The sequence below is a fragment of the Pseudoalteromonas sp. SMS1 genome (assembly GCF_021530565.1).
In the GTDB taxonomy this organism is placed as follows: Bacteria; Pseudomonadota; Gammaproteobacteria; order Enterobacterales; family Alteromonadaceae; genus Pseudoalteromonas.
In genome coordinates this window covers 17,422-38,842 of the sequence record NZ_JAKGBI010000031.1, presented here as the reverse complement: position 1 = coordinate 38,842, position 21,421 = coordinate 17,422, and the positions used below count along the sequence as shown (strand labels likewise).

At 41.9% G+C, this 21,421-nt stretch carries 19 protein-coding genes and 1 pseudogene; 12 read left to right on the top strand and 8 right to left on the bottom strand.

The features are described from left to right. Positions 1 to 181 precede the first annotated feature (181 nt). From L1286_RS22780 to L1286_RS22770, 3 genes are all read left to right on the top strand, one after another. Positions 182 to 739: a hypothetical protein gene (locus tag L1286_RS22780; RefSeq protein ID WP_235409340.1), complete on the top strand. Its 558-nt coding sequence runs from the start codon at positions 182 to 184 to the stop codon at positions 737 to 739. Positions 740 to 788: 49 nt separating this feature from the next. After that, positions 789 to 1,520: a class I SAM-dependent methyltransferase gene (locus L1286_RS22775; protein WP_235409339.1), complete on the top strand. Its 732-nt coding sequence runs from the start codon at positions 789 to 791 to the stop codon at positions 1,518 to 1,520. A 73-nt stretch (positions 1,521 to 1,593) separates the two neighbouring features. Then, on the top strand, positions 1,594 to 2,127 hold the full coding sequence (locus L1286_RS22770) for a YgjV family protein (protein WP_235409338.1): 534 nt from the start codon (positions 1,594 to 1,596) through the stop codon (positions 2,125 to 2,127). A gap of 349 nt (positions 2,128 to 2,476) precedes the next feature. Here L1286_RS22770 and L1286_RS22765 read toward each other — a convergent pair whose 3' ends face one another. Next, on the bottom strand, positions 2,477 to 2,854 hold the full coding sequence (locus L1286_RS22765; protein ID WP_235409337.1) for a hypothetical protein: 378 nt from the start codon (positions 2,852 to 2,854) through the stop codon (positions 2,477 to 2,479). Positions 2,855 to 3,475: 621 nt separating this feature from the next. Here L1286_RS22765 and L1286_RS22760 point away from each other — a divergent pair. Further along, positions 3,476 to 3,775 (top strand): DUF3088 family protein, encoded by a 300-nt coding sequence (locus tag L1286_RS22760; RefSeq protein WP_235409336.1) that lies wholly within the window; start codon positions 3,476 to 3,478, stop codon positions 3,773 to 3,775. 350 nt (positions 3,776 to 4,125) lie between these two features. Here the strand turns inward: L1286_RS22760 and L1286_RS22755 are convergent, their stop codons facing one another. The 3 genes from L1286_RS22755 to L1286_RS22745 all read right to left on the bottom strand — a co-directional run bounded on the left by L1286_RS22755 (position 4,126) and on the right by L1286_RS22745 (position 7,271). Then, positions 4,126 to 6,036: a monovalent cation:proton antiporter-2 (CPA2) family protein gene (locus L1286_RS22755; RefSeq protein WP_235409335.1), complete on the bottom strand. Its 1,911-nt coding sequence runs from the start codon at positions 6,034 to 6,036 to the stop codon at positions 4,126 to 4,128. 2 nt (positions 6,037 to 6,038) lie between these two features. Then, positions 6,039 to 6,656: an NAD(P)H-dependent oxidoreductase gene (locus L1286_RS22750; protein WP_235409334.1), complete on the bottom strand. Its 618-nt coding sequence runs from the start codon at positions 6,654 to 6,656 to the stop codon at positions 6,039 to 6,041. Between the two features lie 69 nt (positions 6,657 to 6,725). Then, a complete protein-coding gene (locus L1286_RS22745; protein WP_235409333.1) occupies positions 6,726 to 7,271 on the bottom strand; it encodes a redoxin domain-containing protein in 546 nt (181 codons plus the stop codon). Between the two features lie 604 nt (positions 7,272 to 7,875). Here L1286_RS22745 and L1286_RS22740 point away from each other — a divergent pair. Continuing rightward, a pseudogene (locus L1286_RS22740) lies at positions 7,876 to 8,222 on the top strand (winged helix-turn-helix transcriptional regulator). Between the two features lie 94 nt (positions 8,223 to 8,316). On the opposite strand, the gene L1286_RS22735 reads toward L1286_RS22740, so the two are convergent. Then, positions 8,317 to 8,985 carry a helix-turn-helix domain-containing protein gene (locus tag L1286_RS22735; protein ID WP_235409332.1) on the bottom strand — a complete coding sequence of 223 codons (669 nt, stop codon included), beginning with the start codon at positions 8,983 to 8,985 and terminating at the stop codon, positions 8,317 to 8,319. A gap of 526 nt (positions 8,986 to 9,511) precedes the next feature. On the opposite strand from L1286_RS22735, the gene L1286_RS22730 reads away from it, so the two are divergent. The 5 genes from L1286_RS22730 (at position 9,512) to L1286_RS22710 (ending at position 16,567) form a co-directional block, all read left to right on the top strand. After that, entirely contained in the window at positions 9,512 to 10,411 is a 900-nt protein-coding gene (locus L1286_RS22730) for a sulfite exporter TauE/SafE family protein (protein WP_235409331.1), read from the top strand. Between the two features lie 91 nt (positions 10,412 to 10,502). Then, entirely contained in the window at positions 10,503 to 11,147 is a 645-nt protein-coding gene (locus L1286_RS22725; RefSeq protein ID WP_235409330.1) for a TetR/AcrR family transcriptional regulator, read from the top strand. Continuing rightward, the gene (locus L1286_RS22720) at positions 11,131 to 12,483 is read left to right on the top strand and encodes an efflux RND transporter periplasmic adaptor subunit (protein WP_235409329.1); all 1,353 of its coding nucleotides are present in this window, start codon (positions 11,131 to 11,133) and stop codon (positions 12,481 to 12,483) included. The genes L1286_RS22725 and L1286_RS22720 overlap by 17 nt, the downstream gene beginning before the upstream one ends. Next, a complete protein-coding gene (locus tag L1286_RS22715; protein WP_235409328.1) occupies positions 12,483 to 15,614 on the top strand; it encodes an efflux RND transporter permease subunit in 3,132 nt (1,043 codons plus the stop codon). The genes L1286_RS22720 and L1286_RS22715 overlap by 1 nt, the downstream gene beginning before the upstream one ends. A gap of 119 nt (positions 15,615 to 15,733) precedes the next feature. Further along, positions 15,734 to 16,567 (top strand): sterol desaturase family protein, encoded by an 834-nt coding sequence (locus L1286_RS22710; protein ID WP_235409327.1) that lies wholly within the window; start codon positions 15,734 to 15,736, stop codon positions 16,565 to 16,567. A 48-nt stretch (positions 16,568 to 16,615) separates the two neighbouring features. On the opposite strand, the gene L1286_RS22705 is transcribed toward L1286_RS22710, so the two are convergent. The 3 genes from L1286_RS22705 to L1286_RS22695 are packed head-to-tail and all read right to left on the bottom strand — an operon-like array spanning position 16,616 to position 18,792. Beyond that, positions 16,616 to 17,860, bottom strand: coding sequence for an NAD(P)/FAD-dependent oxidoreductase (locus L1286_RS22705; RefSeq protein ID WP_235409326.1), 1,245 nt, complete (start codon positions 17,858 to 17,860; stop codon positions 16,616 to 16,618). Between the two features lie 10 nt (positions 17,861 to 17,870). Beyond that, positions 17,871 to 18,191, bottom strand: coding sequence for a 2Fe-2S iron-sulfur cluster-binding protein (locus L1286_RS22700; RefSeq protein WP_235409325.1), 321 nt, complete (start codon positions 18,189 to 18,191; stop codon positions 17,871 to 17,873). Between the two features lie 10 nt (positions 18,192 to 18,201). Continuing rightward, a complete protein-coding gene (locus L1286_RS22695) occupies positions 18,202 to 18,792 on the bottom strand; it encodes a carboxymuconolactone decarboxylase family protein (protein WP_235409324.1) in 591 nt (196 codons plus the stop codon). Between the two features lie 294 nt (positions 18,793 to 19,086). Here L1286_RS22695 and L1286_RS22690 point away from each other — a divergent pair, with 294 nt between their 5' ends. Together L1286_RS22690 and L1286_RS22685 are read left to right on the top strand one after the other, a co-directional pair. Continuing rightward, a complete protein-coding gene (locus L1286_RS22690) occupies positions 19,087 to 20,163 on the top strand; it encodes an alpha/beta fold hydrolase (protein ID WP_235409323.1) in 1,077 nt (358 codons plus the stop codon). Continuing rightward, a complete protein-coding gene (locus tag L1286_RS22685) occupies positions 20,160 to 21,380 on the top strand; it encodes an NAD(P)/FAD-dependent oxidoreductase (RefSeq protein ID WP_235409322.1) in 1,221 nt (406 codons plus the stop codon). Before L1286_RS22690 ends, L1286_RS22685 begins: the two co-directional genes overlap by 4 nt. Positions 21,381 to 21,421: the final 41 nt, after the last annotated feature.

The window sequence follows — 21,421 nt, the reverse complement described above, 5'->3', positions numbered from 1 at the left end:
GTGTGGCAATCGCACATGGATCACGTCATTAATACAATGTGTAAAATTCATAGCGTTTGCTTACCTTGACTGGTTATTGATGGTGTAATTTCTGCCGAGGTTAACCTCAGAGTCGCTAATGGGACGTTTTTAACTATTTAGCAAGGCTGTATCTGTCAATTAACATGAAGAGCGCATAGATATGAAAAGAGCCCAAGTCATTGCGATTAGCGGCGCCTCTGGATCTGGAAAATCTTCGGTCATTAAATTGCTTTGCGCGCATTTTAATTGTCCGTCATTACTTTTTGATGACTTTGTGACTAGTCGAACTTATCCTAAGGATATGAAAAACTGGTTTTCAGAAGGGGGGGAACTGGCGCTAATTCAAGCGCCGCAACTCGAACGTGCACTTCAACATTTGAGACAACAGACTGAGTCAGACTATATCTTTGTAGAAGAACCTTTTGGTCGTTGTCGACCATCCATTGCGCCTCTGATAGATTATGTGGTGCTCATCAATACTCCTTTAGAGCTGTGTTTGGCGCGAGTCATCTTAAGAAACATAGCGCACTCAACCTCCAATACGGTCAATTCAATTACTCAATACCTTGCACAGTACGAAAGTCATTTAAGGGACATATATTTACACGTGTCGAATGAAGTAAAGGCACAAAGTGATTTAGTCATACAGGATGAACCCAGTACAGAAGCCATTAAAACGGAAATTATAACTTGGTTGAAGTCACTCTCTAATCAGTAGGGTGGTGAATAGTTTTAGTGCTCATTAGTTAACAAGGAAAAGTCGCTACATGGAATACAATAGCCCCCTAAGTTTAGAAAAAGAAAAAAAGCTCATTTCACTATTAAAAATGACTCCTGACAGCCAAGTGATCGAGGTTGGTTGTGGTAATGGAAAGTTTTTACTCAGCTTAATGGAGGCCTATGAAGTCAGTGTATTAGGTGTTGATACGGACAGCATGTTAATCAATCAAGCAAGAGGGGCGGCAGACACTCGCTTTGAAAATCGGACTTATCGGTTCATCTGTGAAGACTTTCAATCATTGAATTTGAGGTCGCAATCGTATGACTTATTGATTTGTAATGGATCTTCGCATGCATTTGGAGCCGGGGCGCATGCGGTGTCAAGCGTCGCACAGCACGCAAACAGGTTGTTAAAGCAAGGAGGATTATTGTTACTAGGGGAGTGTTACTGGAAAAAGGCACCGCCTCAGGCATATCTAGACTTCCTTGGGCAGGATAAAGGTATTTACTCAGATTACAAAGGAAATATCGATCTCGTTCATGCCCAAGGCTTTAATCCCATTTATGCAACATCGAGCAGTCAACATGAATGGGACAATTTCGAATGGTCTCATAAACAAATAACACGCGAGTGCTTAAAAGGCGATCCAACCAATAGCCAGTTGAAGAAAAAGATGTTACGCATCGAAACATGGCTAGACGCCTACTTAAAGTGGGGTCGTGAACATCTGGGCTATGGCTTTTATTTATTTGAGAAAAACACCTTGTGCCAGAAGTAGGTAGTTAATTAATTGAAGATCGTTTAGCCTGTCAGCCGTGTAAATCAACGCCATATTAGAAGCGAAGAGGAAGATGATATCTATTTTTGCTGTATCTCAGGTTTTAGTGGCATTCGCGTTGCTGATTGAAGGCACCGCGATGCAAATGAAGCACAAACATCACTTGTTAGTGCTGTTGTCGATGAGCTGTCTTTTGAACAGCATTCACTATTTTCTATTGGATCAAGCAACAGCGGGTTTTATCTTTTTACTTTCCAGTGTTCGGTTTTTGATTAACTTACGTTGGCAAAGCTTTAAGTTGGCGGCGCTATTTTTGTCAGTGAACGTTGTTGTCACTATGTTAACTTACAATGGAGTACTGAGCATTCTTGGGCTATGCGCGACGTTATTTATAACCACATCTGGTTTTTGCAAAGACAGGGCGATGCGCATTTTAATGATCGTGGGTGGTTTAATTTGGTTAATTCACAATGTCATTTTGATGTCACCGATCGCCATATTGCTAGAGTTATGTTTTGTTATAAGTGGTGCACTTGGTTTTTATCGACATTATTACCGTAGCCATAACAAACCAGCTCAACAGGCGTTAAATTCAAAGAAGTTGTGACGTGGTAAGTCAGCACTACTCACCGATTTAAAGGCTATGTACATCCGAGTAAGCAATAAGTGATGTGATTTATAGCGTGGATGCTAAAACCTGCATAAGTTAGTTAGTTAGGGTAGCAAGATTGACGCTGGAATTACCTGATAATATTGACAAGGGATTTTCTTGTATCAATTACCCATTCGGGCGAAGCGAGAGTGAAATTAAGATTATGTATCTTGTTTCAATTTTCATGAAGCGCGATGAAATAAAACAGCGATATTTTTATTTTAGGAGTGCGTATTCTAGAGCTTTGTCTATGGAGCAGCACCTACAACAAACATCTGGCACTGTTCATGGGATTAACGCCTAATTAGTGGCCTGTTTCATAACTGGCACGGGCGGTGTTTGTCGTTTCCCAAGTACCGTCTTTATATAGAATTGTTGCGGTTGCCGAATTTGATGCATATGCACGGATCGACGCATTACAACTTGTTTTCGAACTTGTCCCGCATCTAGCAGAGCCGTTCCATCTGACTTCTTGAATTTCTTTAGTGACGTTTTTAAGGTAAAAACGACCATTGGTTGAACTACCGAATGAGTAATCAAAAGCCATGCAGTTTTTCGTCCCATTGCCCCAAGAGTTGCCACTATTTTTTGCATAAACGTCACAGACTAATTCGGCTGAAAAAGCCTGACCAGCAAAAAGGGTTCCCGCAATTAACGTAAGTGCTTTTAATGTGGTTTTCATGATATTTTCCTTGTTAGTTAACAGTTTCTTTATGGCGCCATTTTGTAATGCGCAATAACAAGTTAATAAATAGTTGTTAACCCAGTCAACTAAAAAGTTAAAATATTCTCTATTGATACGGTGTTTTGCTGCATAGTTGTATGCATTTTTATGTTCAATATCTTTATAATCCAAATATTTTGGACCTTAATATTTTATTTTTACTTAATTAATTGACTGACTTTTATAGTTATAATTTTAATTTTTCAGCGAAACACTTTAGCTATTAAATGAAACACAGAGATAGGCTGGGTTAAATCACTTAAGAGTCGCGCAATTCGTTATTTTTAATAGGAGATGTGTGACATTGATTAAACACGCATGGTAAGAGTGGCTAATCGATAAAAAATACTTTAAGCTCCTTTAATAAGTTAATGATTTATAGAATTAATTTTTAAAATATCCTATCTCGTAATAGACTGCTCTAACTTTCGGTAATCTGACAAACTAAATAAAGCTTTAACTTATACCATTGTTGGGGCAGAGGTTTACAGAGCTACCTACTGGTTAAGGGATTGGAATTACGTTCGAAATCGACAAACAAACTTAACTTGAAGTTGTAATTGAAGGAAATGTAGTGCAATGAAACCAAAACTTTTTATTCTAAAAATGCCGTTCGAAGACGGTCCTGGGACCATCTGGATTTGTTCGCACTGTGCAATGATCGAAGGGGCTCTGGCTGTCAACCAGCACTGGGCTAGTGAGGTCGACATACAGCGTATCGATTTTGAACGCCCACGAAAACAACTTGTCGCGTTACTTGGAGAAGACAAACAATGGTTACCTGTACTCGTTTTGGAAGATGGTGCCACTATCACGGCACCTGTGGACATTATTAATTACCTTGCCGATAAATTTGGCGGTGCTGCTGCACACCCTTAAGTTGTCAATCATAAATAAACATGTGCTGTTAGGTTGTGTCGGTTGAAGCACGTACTGTTTTTGCCAGACACACGTTATCGTGATGAACGAAGGGATTTGATATGGTCAATTATAAATTGCGTCAGTTTTGGAAATTGAAGCGTTAAAGACATTCTTTGCCGGTATGGCTCGAATCAATGGAACTATTTAACTGAAGAAGGCGTCAGCAGGCATGATGAATAATGCAGGCTTTCAAGTACTAGACGACTTTTATGACCCAGATAAACGCACCCATGGCTCTTGAGACAGCGTCGTTTTGCACTGTCTATATGATAACTAAACAAAGTTGATAGGCGCGGTTTGTCCAAATATCAATCAAAGTCATTTTCATACCCTCTGGGCGGAGGTGTCCAACCACGTTCATCGTGGCTATGTTTGTCTATTCGGTCAGATTGCATGGCATCTTTAATTGCTTCTTCGATTTGCATAAACAACTTGCGGTAATCGTGATCATATTGTTCCCCCTCACTTCTGAGTACCCACTGTTCATATAGTTGCTGAGACGCTTGCTGTTCTGTTTTGATAAAGGCATGTTTTTTCTGTTCCACCAAAAATGGGTGATAACCAAGTGATGTCATAGCGTATGCCCCGGTTTCTAGTGCTGAATGATAGGTTTCATTGATAATGAGATCTGCGCCAGCGTGTTTAAGCTCGTAATTATGGCCTCTATCAAATGCGCGTGAGATGATGATGACATGGGGATAGGTACGTTTCACATAGTGTACTAGCGCTTTTGCACTTTCTCGGTCATCTATGGCAATAACTAAAGAGGTTGCGTCTTCAATACCAGCAGTGTGCAACAACTCTGGCCTTGTTGCATCGCCAAAAAAAGTTTGAATGTTGATTGTTCTGAGGTTTTCGACTTGTGCCGCATCTAAGTCCATCACAACAGTCTTTACGCCATTTGCAACCAATAAGCGATTTACAACCTGCCCAAAGCGACCACCCCCAGCAATAATGACGTTACCTTTTTCATCAATGTTATCGAATGCTTTGTCACTCGCCGTACTGCGATATCGGGGCATAATCACTTTTTCGAAAATTATAAATAAAGCAGGAGTGAGGAACATAGAAAGCGCAACAACGAGTTGCAGTATTTGCGCCGTGTCAGTGGGGATGACATGGCTTTGGGTAGTAAAACTGAGTAATACAAATCCGAATTCGCCCGCTTGCGCAAGGCTTAAAGCAAATAGCCAGCGATCACTATTTCTGATTTTAAAGATGATTGCCAGCGCCCAAAGTATACAGGCTTTAATGGCTATTACAGAAAGGGTTAAGGCAATGATAAGCAATAATTGACTCGAGAGAATGTCAAAATCAATGCCGGCGCCAACCGTCATAAAGAAGAGCCCCAGAAGTAGCCCTTTGAATGGTTCAATATTCGATTCTAATTCATGGCGAAACTCACTGTTCGCCAGGACGACGCCTGCGAGAAAAGTGCCCAAAGCAGGTGAAAGGCCGACTAAGCTCATAAGTGCTGCAATGCCAATGACGATGAGCAGTGCAGTGGCAACGAATATCTCTCTCAAGCCCGATTGTGCGACATAGTGAAAAAGGGGGCGACTTAAAAAGTGCCCTAATAGTATGACGCCACTGATACTTGCAAGAATAGCCAATGCGAATGCCCATGTTGGTAGTCCTGCAACAAGACTAAGCTGCGCATGCGCTTCGGCTGTTTCTTTGCTTGTTTCTGCCAATGCAACCAACTCCGGCATCGCCAACATTGGAATAAAGGCTAACATGGGAATAACAGCAATATCCTGCATTAGGAGTACTGAAAAAGCATTTTTGCCCCCTTCAGTTTTGGTTAATCCTTTTTCATTGAATGTTTGCAATACGATGGCGGTCGACGAGAGTGATAATACGAGTCCAATTGCTAGCGCAACAGAGAGGGGTTGTGCCAGGAAAAGTGCAATGGCGCTGATGCAAATCGCACTCAAAATGACCTGTAGACCTCCTAGGCCTATCAAACGATTACGCATCTGCCAGAGCATTTGTGGTTGTAGCTCAAGCCCTACTAAGAAAAGCATCATAACGACACCAAACTCAGCAAAATGCTGAATCGTAATGGCTTCTTGGCCCACGAACCCAGCAACTGGACCAATGATAACACCTGCTATCAAATAGCCTAAGACCGAGCCAAGACCAAGCTTCTTCGCGAGTGGCACCGCTATCACTGCGGCGATGAGGTAAACAAATGCCTGAATAAAGTACATAGTCATAATCAGCGCTCTCTTTGATGACGGGTGTCTAACAATTCATTGATCGTAACAAGTGAATCTACACTGTTTGGGTCGAACTTATTATGATGTAATTCTTCTAATAGTAATTTCCAGTCTTGCAAATGCTGTGCAAGTGTCCCATCGGCGAGTGCACTCCGACTGCTGAAAAGTGCAAATGGCGGGAGGTATTGCATACCCGTAATATACGCAGTTTGCTCCAAAGGCTGCAAAAGCGTTCGCACATTGAAATGGTTATAACCATTGGTACGATATGCGTCTGCTCGACCTCCGGCGCTGATAGCACATAAAAATATTTTGCCATGTAAAGCGGTGCCTCCATGACCATAGGCATAACCATATTCAAGTACCAGATCTTGCCATTCTTTTAATATAGAAGGAGTTGAATACCAGTAAAAAGGAAATTGAAAGATGATGACATCGTGCGCGTTAAGCTGACGTTGTTCTTTGTCAATGTCAATTTGATAGGTTGGATAGTGCGCATAGAGATCAACGGCCGTGACGTACTCAAGGGCGCGTGCATATTCAAACATCGGACAGTTCACTTCAGAGCGATGTGGTGATGGGTGTGCAAACAAGAGCAAGATTTTATTTTTATTCATAATAGACCGCCAAAAGTTGAGCTAAAAGGCACAAAAGGGCTAAAAATACCCAATTTAAACTGCCAACCTTTAAAAAGTATGCATGCCACGCACTGGATAATTGTTATCAGGGTTGCGGATCCAAGCTAACCCATTCGTTAACGCTGCCAGTTCAGGCCTAACAAAGGGGTTATTTGAAATATCAATGACTTGAATATTGCCCTGTGAATTCACGACAAACAATGCGGGCTCTGCAAAAGGATGATCGGTTTCCTGCTCTGAACGAGGAACAGAAATGTACAAGCCTAAGGTTTTCATTTTTTCTAAAGGTAACCCGTATGCAATTGGGTAACCTACAGACACATTTTGTAAATGAGTTTCAAGCTGATCTTTGCTATCACCAGACACCGCAATTATGTCGACACCAATTTCGGCTAGTTTGTCTCTATAGGTTTCAAGCTGGTTTAGGTATTTTGTGCAAAGAGGGCAATGTTTCCCTCGGTATATCAATACAATTTGCCAGTCTAGTCCACTTTGTGGGTCGCCCAATGTTCGCTGTTCGCCATTGAGTAACGACACGGTCACTTCTGGAAATTTAACCCCAGGATGGAGTTTTTGGGTGTAATGATGAGACATGATTAATTCCTTAATAGAGTTGTGTTAAATGGCTTCAAAACGTTGCAAGTCTTTTGCAATATCGGCGTTTTTTCAACACGTCGTAACATGCAAAGGATGGTATAGAAGTTATGCCAAAAAATTTAAAATTCATATGCATATGAAATAGTAGATCATCAATGGGTTTGCAATCGAAAAACGCATCTCCATGACATAAAGCACCCGCCGTACCGGCGGTAAACACTTCGACCAAATACTTTTTAAAAGGCCAGATCTCGGCAATCCAATTTATTGGCGACAGCAACATATAGAGCCGGCCCATTGATGATTATCGAGTTGTTGTTCAATGCGAATGTCACCTTGTATTGTCACTACTCGCCATACGCAGCCTTTACGGGTCAAAAAAGCCACGGCATGGTCCATGAGCGTGGTATTTAATTTGCCCTTTGAGAAAGGGGAAGCGTGGTGGGCATGTTGATAAGTATACTACGCACATTCTGGCTTCCTATTGTGTTGGTTTATCCAACAAACTGTCGTGTGGTAAAGTTTAGGTACCTGATGTGCAATATCAATTAGTATACTTTTAGTAACCTAATAATTTTGATAGTAAAAAATGAAAAGCTGAATAAGAACAAATAGTAAAGGTCGGAAAAAGTATACAATGCGTGTCATGAACCTTGCGCGATAGAAAAAGGCATGCGCCTTATCGGAGGCAAGTGGAAGGGCTCGATTATTTATCATTTGAAAGATGAACCCGTCAGGTTTAATGATTTGGTTTGGCTGTTAGGTGAGGCAACAATGAAAATGGTTGACCAACGGCTTAAAGAACTTGAACAAGCGAGGGGGGTCAGAACGGGTGTTAGTGAGCGACCAGTTGCTGTTACTTACGCGCTAACCTGTTTTGGCCGTTCAGCGTTAGGTATATTAGAGCAGCTCAGAGAGTGGTCAGAATCATACGATATTCAGTTATAATAGTTAGGTAAATGTCATGGCCAGGTATTTATATACCCATGTACACCAATATCTTAGTTGTACATGAGTATTTTCATGTTCATGGGCGATAAACTTATCTATGACCTAATTCTTTACTGAGTGCCATTGCTGCTGAGCGATTTGGCGCGTTAAGTTTTTCAAGAATTTTGGCAACGTGGTTTTTTACTGTGTACTGGCTAATACCCAGAATCATGCCAATTTCGCCATTCGTTTTACCTGATGAGATCCAATCAAGCACTTCTTTTTCTCGACTAGTTAATGTTTTTATTGGTGAGCGATTTGTTTTATCCGACTGATAACGTGCAACAAGTGCTTTATGCAAATAAGGTAAAATGAGTTCAATTAAATAGGATGCTGGCGCACTGCGGTTAGAACGCTTATTGTTAAATGCGACGAGCGTGAGGTAATTAGAGTTTGGATTGTCTAAATCGTAAATCGTGACATCTGAGAGAGGGTTTCTATCCTTACATAAGCTTTTAAGCAGATTAAGATTTTTAAACTGCTTTAATCTCGCAAGTGTTAATAAGTCGTCTTTAAATTGCTCGGGGAATGAGCGTAAATACTCTGTTTTCACTTCCATACTTGTTTTATCAACCAAGGCTAAATAAAGTTCATCCGACTCAGCAAACGACATCGCTTCTTGAAATATTGTTCCATCTAATGAGTGTTCAAAAATTGAAGTTTTCAATAATTCGATTGCTTTTAATACGCTAGATAGTTCTTTTGTGCAACCCAAAAACATATGCATTCTCCTTTACAAATACGATCTCAAAAGGCACACCGGTTGTTCGCATCATTGCGCTAAACCGATCTTGTTCTGACGGTCTTCCATTTAATTAATCGCACGATTAATTAAACATGAACGGGGAATTGATATCAACGAAAAGTGAAAGAATTGTGTGGTAAATAAGTATAAAAGATTAAAAAAATGTTCTTTTATGCTTTTTTAACGTTATTAAAATATTTATATACCATGTTTTGGTTGTTTTGAATGAATAGATTATTCTTATTATCTTGTTGTATTTATTGAATATATTTGGGCTTTTTAGTACTATTTCTTGATGGAAAGAAATGTCAAGTTGATCTGGATCAAAGAGAGGTGGGAAAATTCACCCATTTTCCAGGAAGTGACATGATCTTTATTTTTTGCTGCTCGTAAAAAATATGTTTTTTTGAATTAGTCCAACCTATGGTCCGATAAGACTATTCGCAGCGCTATTTCCCTTTTGTTAGACTGCCAGCCATTGTAGCAGGGATTGAGGAATACCATGATTGATAAACTGAGACAGCCAGCGACATGGCCTTTTTACTTTACGCTTTTTATTTATGCTGCGTTGATTTGGATACAAGGGTTTTCAAGTGCTTTATTGCAAATATTGCAAGAGGTTGAGGTGGCGGCGACCATGGCATTGGGCTCGTTTGTTGCTGGAGGGACTGCGTTAGGGGGAGGAGCGGTCGCATTTCCAGTAATGACGAAGGTTTTGCACATTGATCCCAGCACTGCCAAAGTCTTCTCTTTGGCGATACAAAGCTTTGGTATGACTGCTGCGACAATTACCATACTGTGCCGGCGCATTCCTATTTACACGAATTTAGTGATTTTGGCATTACCCATGTCAGCACTGGGGGTCGTATTGAGTTTGCTGTACATTGCACCACTGTCCCCCAGATTGCTTGTTAAATCAATATTCAGTTTTTTATTGTTATGTTTTGCTGTGACCATGCTATTGCGCTGGTGGCGTAAAGCACATCACCAAGAAAGTGCCCAACATATTAACCCGAGTAAGATTCGCTTTATGTTAGTGGCGTTTGTAGGTGGGGTCGCGAGTGGGTTAGTGGGTTCTGGTTCAGATATTGCTTTATTTGCTTTGTTAGTCATTGCGTATAACGCAGATATTAAAAAAGCGACTGCGACATCTGTCGTTGTCATGGCGTTTACGTCACTTGTCGGGAGTGCGGTCAATGCGTGGCATTTACAGGCAATTACACCGCAAATTGAAAGCTATTTGTTGGCGGCAATTCCTATCGTTGTTGTAGGTGCACCCTTAGGGGCTTATGTTTGCTCAAAAGTTAAAGTGGGTCAATTAGTGAGCTTTTTGTTACTGCTGATTGTTTTGGAAGTGTCTTTTACGAGCTATGAATTGTGGCATCAAAACCTAAATGTGTGATCAAATATTAAACATTTGTTTGACTGAGACCAAAACTTTTTATTTAATTAACTCCGTGATTAAAAAAATAAAAAAGGCGTTGGAACAGAACATGACAACAAAAGTCACAAGAGGAAGACCAGTATGTGAAGTTAAGCAAGCTGAGCAGCGAGCAAAACTGATATTGGCCGCCAAAGAGCTTCTCAATTTAAAATCGTATAGTCAAATTACAATTCGTGACATTGCGGCTCAAGCAGGCATCAATTCGGCAATGATAAAGTACTATTTTGGTGGCAAGGAGAGTTTATTTGTGCACCTAATTCAGGCAATTGCGGATGAACATTTTGCTCAGTTTGAAGCCCTCCATGAGCATGAAAAGCCATTGTATTTGTTCATTTGTCGATTTGCTGAAATATTGCAAACTCACCCAGGGTTTGTTCATTTACTCAGTGAGGAAGTACTCAATAAGACGACGCCATTAGCTCAGGCTTTCATGGCTGCGTTTCCCGCACGTGTCTCGAAATTTTTACCCAAACTTATCCAGCAAGAGGCGGGAGTTAAAGATTTACGAAAAGCCAGACTAGCGGCTTTTCAGCTCATTACATTGTTAGTATCTCCATATATTTTAAAGACTTTAAGACAGCAGGCTTGGGGAATTGACGACACTGAAATTCAAGGTGAGCAATGGGCAAAGGATTTATACCAGCGTTTTATACATGGACTTAAGGAGAGTGACATCGATGAGGTGGGATTTTAGTGCAAAAAAAAATCTGCCAATTGCGGTTGCAGTTGGCATTCTATTGGTGGTTTTAATTGTTAAATTAAAATTATCAATTAAACATGATGATAAAGACCAGGTGGGACAACTTGCTCAATATCAGGTCTTGACACAGCAATCAGTGCGCCCCGAAATAACAGGTTACGGTAAGGTTAAACCTAATATTCAATTAAACAGTCTTGCTGAGGTCTCCGGTACTGTCACTTACCTGCACCCCGCACTTAAAAAAGGCGAAATATTCAAAGCCGAAACATTATTGATCAAAATCGATGACAGTGACTACCAATTGCAGTTTGCAAAAGCACAAGCGAATTTGGCGACGGCAGAAGTCGATTTAGCGGCTAAACGAACCGCTCAAGACAACAATAAGTTAGACATTAGCCTAAGTGAACACAAGTTAGGTATTGCTGATTCAGAATTTCAGCGTTTACAGTCACTGTTCGATAGGTCGAGTATATCGCAAACCGAACTCGACAGAGCCAAGCAGAATGTATTGATCCAGCAGCAAGATCTGCAGCGATATATGAATCAAAAGCGTTTGATCCCACTAGAAATTAAAGCTTTGCAGGCACAAGTAACAAAAGCCCAAGCAGACCTCAATAAAGCGCAGCTGGATATAAAACGTACCGAAATTCGCATACCATTCACAGGTCGCATCCATCAAGTCAATGTCGAACGTTCGCAGTTAGTGACCAAAGGCGCGGCACTATTTAGCGCCAGTGATGTAGAAAAAGTGCTCATTAATGCACAATTTACCTATAGTTCTTTTAATCAATTTTCTGGCTTTTTTGAACATAAGCCAAATATCGAGAATATCTCCAGCGATGGGATGGCAACTTATTTAAGAGCACAAGGGTTGGCAGCATCCGTTGAAATTCTGTCGCAAAGCGGCGCCACGTGGCAAGCGAGTATAGAGCGGTTGAGTGACGAAATAGATCCTCAAAGTCAAACTATTGGTGTGGTGGTTGCAATTGAAAATAGTTATAAGCAAATAAAGCTAGGTAAAAAGCCTCCATTATTAGCAGGAATGCGTGCAAAGGTTTCATTATCGGCTGCAGAGCGCACGTTCGTGGTTGTGCCGAGGCACGCGGTGCGAGGTCAATATGCACTGATAGCAGACGAGAATGATTTGCTGAGAAAAGTGAATATGCAAGGAGCAATGAAACAAGGTGATAGCTTTTTACTAAAAGATGAGAGCTTAGTAGGTGTTCGGCTTGTCACAACGGATCTGTTTCCGGCCATTGAAGGCACAAAGCTTCACTTTACAGATATTACAGAGCAGTTGAGTAAAGTGAGCGCGAAGGAGTTGCACTAATGATCAGGTTTTTTATTGCGCATCCCACGGCTGCAAACATATTGATGGTACTATTTCTGGCTATTGGTATTTTTAGTTTGCCACAGATTAAGAGAGAAACGCTTCCAGAAATCGAGACCTACCAAATTGACATTGTAGTTCCGTACCCAGGTGCCACGCCTGAAAATGTCGAGCAAAAAATTTGTTTGAGCCTAGAGAGTGCGCTTGATGGCATCAGCTTCATGGAAGAAAAGCACTGTGTAGCAAGGCAAAACCTAGGTCAAATGACTGTCAAAATGTTTGAACACGGTGACTTTGAACAATTTACAACGGATGTTAAAAATGCCATTGATACCATTGACGATTTTCCATCACAAGTCGAGCAGTGGACTATCAAAGAGCGTGGCAGAACACAAGATGTCGTGAGTGTCGCACTCGCGGCAAAAGGTGGCGATTTATCGAGGGTTGAGTTAAAAGCGTTGGCAGAAAAAGTAAAACAGCAACTGCTTAGGCATCCGGAGATTCCAATTGTTGAAATTAATGACTTTTCTAAGCATCAATTACGCATAACTGCGTCACAAGCAATGTTGAGACAGCATGGGTTAAGTGTGCAAGAGCTGGGTCAACGTGTAAAGAATCAAAATGTAGAGCTCCCGCTAGGTACATTAAACACTCCTTATTCAGATACGCAAATACGTCTGATGGACGAACGCAGAGACTCAGAGAGTCTTGCGGACTTAGTGATCTCGTTTGGTTCACAGGGTAACGATGTGACCATTGCGGATTTAGGAGAAGTCAAAGACACGTTCGAAAAAGATGAGAACCGAGTTTTCTATAACGACCGACAAGCCGCAATTTTGACGATACAAAAAAACTCGGTCGATGATAGCTTAAGCGTACTCAAAGCAACTGAGCAGGTTGTTGAAGAAATAAAGCAAACCTTACCAGACACCGTTTTGCTCACGTTAACTAGCGATAATACAAGTTTAGTGAAGGATCGAATTTCATTGCTGATCAGCAATGCTTGGCAAGGGCTATTACTGGTGTTTGGCGTGATGTGGTTATTTTTCTCATTTAAATACGCTTTTTGGGTCGTAATGGGGCTGCCAGTATCATTTCTCGCCAGCTTTTTCTTGATGCTACACTTTGGTATTTCAATCAACATGCTGTCTATGGTGGCATTGTTGTTGGCGCTGGGTATTTTAATGGATGATGCGATAGTCATTGCAGAATCTATTGGCACGAAAGTAGAGCACGGACTTTCTGTTAAAGAAGCTGTGTTGCAAGGTACATTAGTCGTGTTACCAGGTGTATTGTCTTCATTTGTCACGACTTTGTGCATTTTTATAGGGCTGGTATTTATTGAAGGTAATTTGGGTCAGATCCTCAAAGTCATACCTATTGTATTAATATCAGTGATCACAGTCTCTTTAGTTGAAGCGTTTTTGATTTTACCGAATCACCTTTCCCATGCGTTGCAAAGCAAGTCAAAACAAACAACACTGTCCGCGAAGGTCGGTGAAATACGCACACGATTTGACGCCAAATTCCGTCACTGGAATGACCAAGTGCTTGACCTGAACACGAGACTGATAAGGTATCGTTATCTCGTAATAGGCAGCGTTGTTGCGTGCTTTTTGTTCTCTTTAAGTATGCTAATTTCGGGCACATTGAAGTTTACTGCTTTTCCAGATATTGATGGAGATGTTCTACAAGGGCGCTTATTGATGCCCAATGGCACACCGTTTCAGGTGACGCGGCAAACGATGCAAAAAATAGAAGAAGCACTAAAGCGTACGAACCAAAAGCTCAGTGAAGATGAAGACGCTGAACTCGTAAAAGCGATAACGATTACCTATGGTGAAAACCCAGATTACCAAGATGAAGGTGCAAACTTGGCCTATATTTCGGTAGACCTATTAAGTGCTGAACAGCGGAATACGACGATACAAGTATTTTCTGATACATGGCGAGACGAGTTGGGGGCTTTGCCAGAAGCGCTGACAATGTCGTTCAAAGAGCCCAAGCTAGGCCCTCAAGGCCGAGCGGTCGATGTCAGGTTGAAAAGTGATGATGTTACGCAATTAACGCATGCGGCGTATGCACTCAAAAATTGGTTAAGAGGATATCAAGGAGTGCAAAATATCACGGACAACCTGCGACCAGGGAAGCCGGAATACACCTTAACACTTAAGCAGGGGACATTAGATTTAGGGATTAATTCAGCGATCATTGCCAATCAGTTACGTCCTGCTTTTCAAGGGGCAAAACTGCTGGAAACTCATGTTGGTTTAGAAGATTATGAGGTAACGATAAAACTCGATAATGACAGTTTGGATGAGTACAGTGATTTTGATAACTTTCCTATAATTCACCCCTCTTCGCACATTGCAATTCCGTTATCTGCCTTGGTGCACATAGAACAAACACGTGGGTTTGCCGTGATCAATCGAGTCGACAACCAAATGAGCGTGTCTGTGTATGCGGATGTAGACAGTGAACTCAATACTGCCAGTGCTGTTGTTGGTGACTTAAAAAAGCACTTTTTGAGTGACCTACAGGTGCGCTTTCCCGATGTGACTTACAGCATAGAAGGCGAAGTGAAAAATGCCGGCATCACGCAAGCTTCAATGCGTCGTGCAATGTTAATGGGCATGATTGGTATTTTTTTATTACTTGCACTGCAATTTCACAGTTACATTGAGCCGCTCATCGTGATGGTTTCTATACCTCTTGCGATGATAGGTGTTATTTGGGGTCACTTTATCATGGGGATTAACTTTTCAATGCCTTCTTTGATGGGGTTCATTTCTTTGGCGGGTATTGTAGTGAATGACTCAATTCTACTTGTGCAGTTTGTGAAGAGTAGAGTAAAGCAAGGCATGAGTGTGCATGAGGCGGCCGCGCAAGCAAGTCATGACCGTTTTAGGGCAGTTGTCTTGACCTCTGTTACAACCATTGCTGGCATGACCCCATTGTTGTTTGAAACCAGCCTTCAGGCCCAGATATTAATTCCTCTAGCCACCAGTATTGTCTTTGGTATTATGACCTCAACATGTTTGGTGTTACTGGTACTGCCCTGTTTATACAGCATCTTGGAAGATTTTGGCGTGGCCAAGCCGCATACTTCTCACAAATCAGTTCACGCATAGTGGCATGAGGTTTTACCGTTAATACGGTTGGTTTTCACGCTCAGACAAAAGGTGCTTGTAGGCACCTTTTTTTATTGGTAAAACAACAAAATTAACGACGACTAAGGCTCGAAATTACAATGCTAGAAGTACTGGAGGCGGCTGCACTACAAATCTATACTGCATGTAGCAATTTAGTTGCACTGGCTGCATTTTTTGTTTTGTTGGCATATTTAATAAAAGGAAAAGCGCTGTCTAAAGAGATCAAGCCCGCGCTGACTGGCAGTGCTTTTAATTTTTCTATCATGTGCGTTAACTTGTTACTTTTGACTCCTGTCATGTCCCTTATTATGACCTATTTTTATGGATACCAATGGAGCATAATTGAACGGAATATTTGGTATTCACTGCCTCAACCCGTGGCAATTTTAATTGCTGTATTTTTGGGCGACTTTATTGGCTATTGGCGACATAGATTTGAACATTCAAGGTTCCTATGGCCACTGCATCGAGTGCACCACACCGACGAGCATATGAACTGGCTGACGTTGCAGCGCTTTCACCCATTAAATTATTTAACGACGTTTCTTATCGATACGGCCTTTTTAATATTAATGGGGGTGCCCCCATTTGCGATTGTTGCCAACAATATGATCCGCAATTACTATGGCTATTTTATTCATGCTGATATTCCGTGGACCTATGGTAAGTGGAGTGCCATTTTTGTCTCTCCGGCGATGCATCGATGGCATCACGCTACAGAGCGAGCAGCATACCAAACCAACTTTGCAACGGTTTTCTCTGTTTTTGATAGAGCATTTGGCACCTATCGAGTACCTGGGCCTTGTAACACGGATTTGGGCGTTCGAGACGGGCACAGTAAGACGTTTTTGGGAGAGTTACTGCATCCATTTAACGTTCGAGTTTACTGGCGAAAAAAAGCGAAAAAAAGCATAAAAAAAGAGCCCATATAGGGCTCTTTTGGGTTCACGCTTGGGGTGCGTACTTTGTATGTGAGCGGGTTAGCTAGGTTGTGTCAATTTGGCCAATTCTTTTATCAGGTCTATGTCTAAATTGGTTAATACGTCGCTGGGTACATGAATTCTTTGTGCAATGATTTTTTTTGCCGCCATAAAATCTTTTGCACAATTGATGCAATCCGCAGCAATCACACGGCCTTGCTTTAAATACCATAGGGATAATGTTTGTTGGTCTGTTTGTCGCAGTAGGGTTTCATCATAACCAGTATTTAGCCCTGCAATTTGGATTTTACAATCAAATTGATCTGACCAAAACCAGGGGACTGCGGTGACCGGTTTATGTTTACCACAGATGGTTGCTGCTGCGGTTTTCGCTTGTTCTAGTGCATTGGGTACTGATTCTATTCTGGTCGCAAGGCCACTGTGGTGTTCAATGCCAATTGTGCAGTCTCCAGCAGCATATATATTAACGTCTGTAGTCTGGCAAAGTTCATTCACTACAATGCCACTGTTTTCGACAAGTAGCCCTGCGTTTTTCGCCAATTCGGTGTTTGTCTGTGCGCCAATACCGACAATAACAATATCTGCTGGAATGACTTTATCTTCACACAGTACGGTACTGACAGTATCTTTACCTTGAAAGGCCACGACATTGGTGTCAGTAAATATTTTAATCCCGTTGCGTTTGTGCAGTTTATGATAAAAAGTAGAAATGCTTTGAGCTGTTACTCTCGCCAATAACCTAGATTCTCGCTCGATGATAGTGACATCATGTCCCATTTTTTTCAGTACAGCAGCCGTTTCTAGACCAATGTAACCGCCACCGACCATGACAATACGTTGTGATGTCTGAGTGCGACTTGAGGTAAGCGTGGATGATAATTTTTCAATGTCGCTGAGTGTTTTTATATAAAAAATATTGCCCAGCTCAGCACCCATACAATCCGCTTTTCTGGCTCTACTGCCTGTACAAATGAGTAATTTGTCGTAGCTAATATGTTCCCCATTTTGCAATTGAATACTTTGAATTGCCGGTTCTATTTTATCAACACGTGTATTGAGTTTGACGTCAATGTCGTCTTTGTCGTAAGCGGCCTCGGGTCGTATTAACAATTGCGCTGCCGAGACCTGATTTTGCAGGTAAGTTTTAGACAATGGGGGACGGTGATAGGGCAGGCTGTCTTCATCGGTGATCAGTATGATCTGTCCTGTCCAACCTTCTTTACGCAAACTCGCGCAGGCTTGAGCTCCCGCATGGCCCCCTCCGATAATGACACACCTTTTCATCGCGCCTTCCTTAATATTGAGATTCTGGTAAATGAACTTGTAAGCCATTGTGTTCGTCAGACACCAGTACTTGACAGCTTAATCTGCTCAAGTCTTTTTGCTCAGTGACCATTTCTAACATGTCACTTTCATTGCTATCTGGATCTGCAATTTTGCCTTGCCAATCAGTGGTTAAATAACAGTGGCAGGTTGCACAGCTGCCTGAGCCCCCGCATTCTGCTTCAATGCCTTCAACCATATTTTCCATGGCAGCCTGCATCAAAGAAGTACCGCTTGGTACATCTACTTTGGTTTCATTTCCGGCAAAATCAACAAATGTAATCTCAGGCATGTTGGTGTCCTTATACGGTAAATTTAGTGATCTGATTAATTTCGTCCAAGATAGCTGCTGGATCCGCTTCCAGTTGACTGTCCATGGCCGTATTCCAGCGATTTAGGAACCCGCAAATGGCAACGACAGCGGCGATTTCGATAACGGCAGCTTCAGAATAGTACTGTCCTAACTCCTCATAATGTGTCTTTTCTAGGTGAGCCGGAGAAGTGCTACAGGCAAAGGCAAATCTCAGAGCTGCGCGTTCAGCATCGTCGTATAAGACATTGGTTTCAAACTCAAATGCGGCAAGTACTTTAGCTCTATTGACGTTTACTCTACTGGCAATATGTGAGAAGTGACCTTGGCAATATTGGCAACCTGCGGCGTTACTGCTGATTGTTGCAATGGCCCACTTCAACTCATTACTGATGTGTTCAAATTTGCTTAAACAGCCAAACATCTGACCAAATGCTTGCGCTAACATCGGATTTTTAGCCATGGTTAATATACCGTTAGGGATAAAACCAAGGTTGTTTTCTATCGCCTGATAAATCGGTTCCAGATGAGGTGTCGATTCCCTTTCAACTGGCGTGACTAAATGGTTTTTACCCTGTTTCATTTCCTTGTTTCCTGACTTGGTGAAAGTTCTCAACAAAGTAAGTTTTTTGTTCTCAAATGCCTATAGTCCATTTGGACCAAGGGGATAGTCCACTGGGGCTATGTTGAAAAAACCTCGATAGCGGTAAGGTTTTTTTAGGCGAACAAAACGCGATTGCATATCTCCTTAGATATTTCTCACACATGTCTAAAAGGTGAATGCGGACAGAAAACCAGCCTGAAAAGACACAAAACCAATCGGTTTTGAATGTTGTTTGAGGGTCAACAATATTGCCAGACTAGATAGGAAACTAGGATGATTGAAGAACTTATCGAATTTATAAATCAAGACTTACTGGAAGGGGCTGCCCCAGATCTGGACCAGCACACACCACTGCTAGAGTTGGGGATTTTGAATTCTCTATCTATGGTGAGACTACTTGCTCATGTTGATCAGCGTTATGGCGCTAAAATTCCAGAGCATGACATCACGCCAGTTCATTTCGAAAACATTGAGACATTGTGTGCGCTTATTAAAGTGTTGAGTACTGAAGAGCAGGTTGAATCTGACGAAGCTAGTTCAGAACTTGACCGCCTTGTTAAGTTGCAAGAAAGCTATGGCATTAAAAGCGAATTAGTTGCCGCAGGCGCTGGGTTTAAGCAGCATACACTGCGTGTTAAAGGAGATGGGCCTTTATGGATTTTGTTACCGGCGTTAGGTAACCCTTCAACCTCTTGGTCTTCAACACTGCGCTCGGTGCAAGGTCGTCATAACGCAGTTGCATTGGACCTAGCAGGCTTTGGTTTGAGCGAGAGTGAAAACGACTCCCCTTCATATGTTGATCATGTTGAATACACTTTGCAATACCTTGAAACACTTGAAGAAAAAGAGTGGGTATTAGTCGCCAACTCTGCTGGAAGTATGATTGCCACCGAAGTTGCAAGACGCCATCCCGAGAAAGTAAAAGCGCTCGTATGTACAGGCTTTGGCTTGGTAGATGACGTTGATAGTTGGTGGGGAGATCTCAAAGAGATGTCTTCTAACCCAGAGCAATTCTTAGCTGCGGCGTATTACCATCCGCCTAAGATGACGCCTGCACTTGAAGACTTGCTAAACGATGTTCTTTCGCGTCCAGCATATCACACCTTTTTAGACGAATATGCGCGTAAATCAATGACAACGACATTTGATGGCGTAAAGGTACCCACTTTATTTGTCGCGGGTAATCATGATCAGATCATTCCTCCTGAGTGGAGTGAGAAAGCAGCTGAAAAGCTTGAAAATGCAACTGTGACGAGACTGTCACGATGTGGCCACTTTTCTGCATCAGAGCGCCCAGAAGAGTTTGTTTGGGTTGTTGAAGACTTCTTAAACAAGGTGGAAATGGCATGAATGCATTCAAAAGTTACGATGTAGTTATCATTGGCAGTGGTCCGGCAGGGAGTTTGTGCGGCATTGAGTGCCGTAAAAAAGGGTTATCAGTGCTATGTATTGAAAAAGATGAATTTCCTCGTTTTCATATTGGTGAATCCTTAACTGGTAACGCGGGCCAGATCATTCGCGACTTAGGTCTTGCTGCAGAAATGGACGCAGCAGGCTTTCCCGACAAGCCGGGCGTAAACGTAATCGGCTCTTTGTCGAAAAATGAGTTCTTCATTCCGATTTTAGCACCCACTTGGCAAGTCAGACGCAGTGATTTTGACAATATGCTCAAGCGCAAAGCACTTGAGCATGGTGTTGAATATCAGCAAGGGCTTGTAAAAGATGTCATCAAGCATGAAGGCAAAGTCGTAGGTGCCATTTATAAAGCCGATGAAATGGAGCATCAAGTACGCTCAAAAGTGCTTGTGGATGCGAGTGGCCAAAATACGTTCTTATCGAGAAAGGGCATTGCAGGTAAGCGTGAAATTGAATTTTTCTCTCAACAAATTGCGTCTTTTGCTCATTACAAAGGCGTCGAGCGAGATCTACCACCGTTTTCAACAAACACGACTATCTTGTATTCAAAGCAGTACCACTGGTCTTGGATCATCCCAATTTCGCCCGATACTGACAGCCTTGGTATCGTGATCCCCAAGGATCTTTACTACAAAGAGTGTAAAAATCCCGACGACGCAATCGCGTGGGGTATGGAAAACATCAGTCCAGAGATCAGAAGACGTTTCCAAAATGCAGAGCGTATTGGTGACTCGCAGTCTATGGCTGATTTCTCTTATCGAATTGAACCATTTGTCGGAGATGGCTGGTTATGTATCGGTGACGCTCACCGATTCTTGGACCCAATTTTTTCGTACGGTGTGTCATTTGCAATGAAAGAGGGGATCCGTGCTGCTGACGCTATTAAACAAGCCATTGATGGCAATGATTGGAAAACCCCTTTCTATGCTTATCGTGATTGGAGTAATGGTGGTCAGCAAATAGCCGCCGACCTGATTCGTTATTTCTGGATTTACCCAATCTTCTTTGGATATCAAATGCAAAACCCTGATTTACGTGACGAAGTGATTCGTTTACTTGGTGGTTGTTGTTTTGATTGTGAAGGCTGGAAAGCCCCCACCATCTTTAGAAATGCGATTGAAGAATACGACCGTAAGCAGATGGCAGGTTAAGGAAAAGCATTGCGCTTTTCCTTTTTAAGGAAGGATTGATT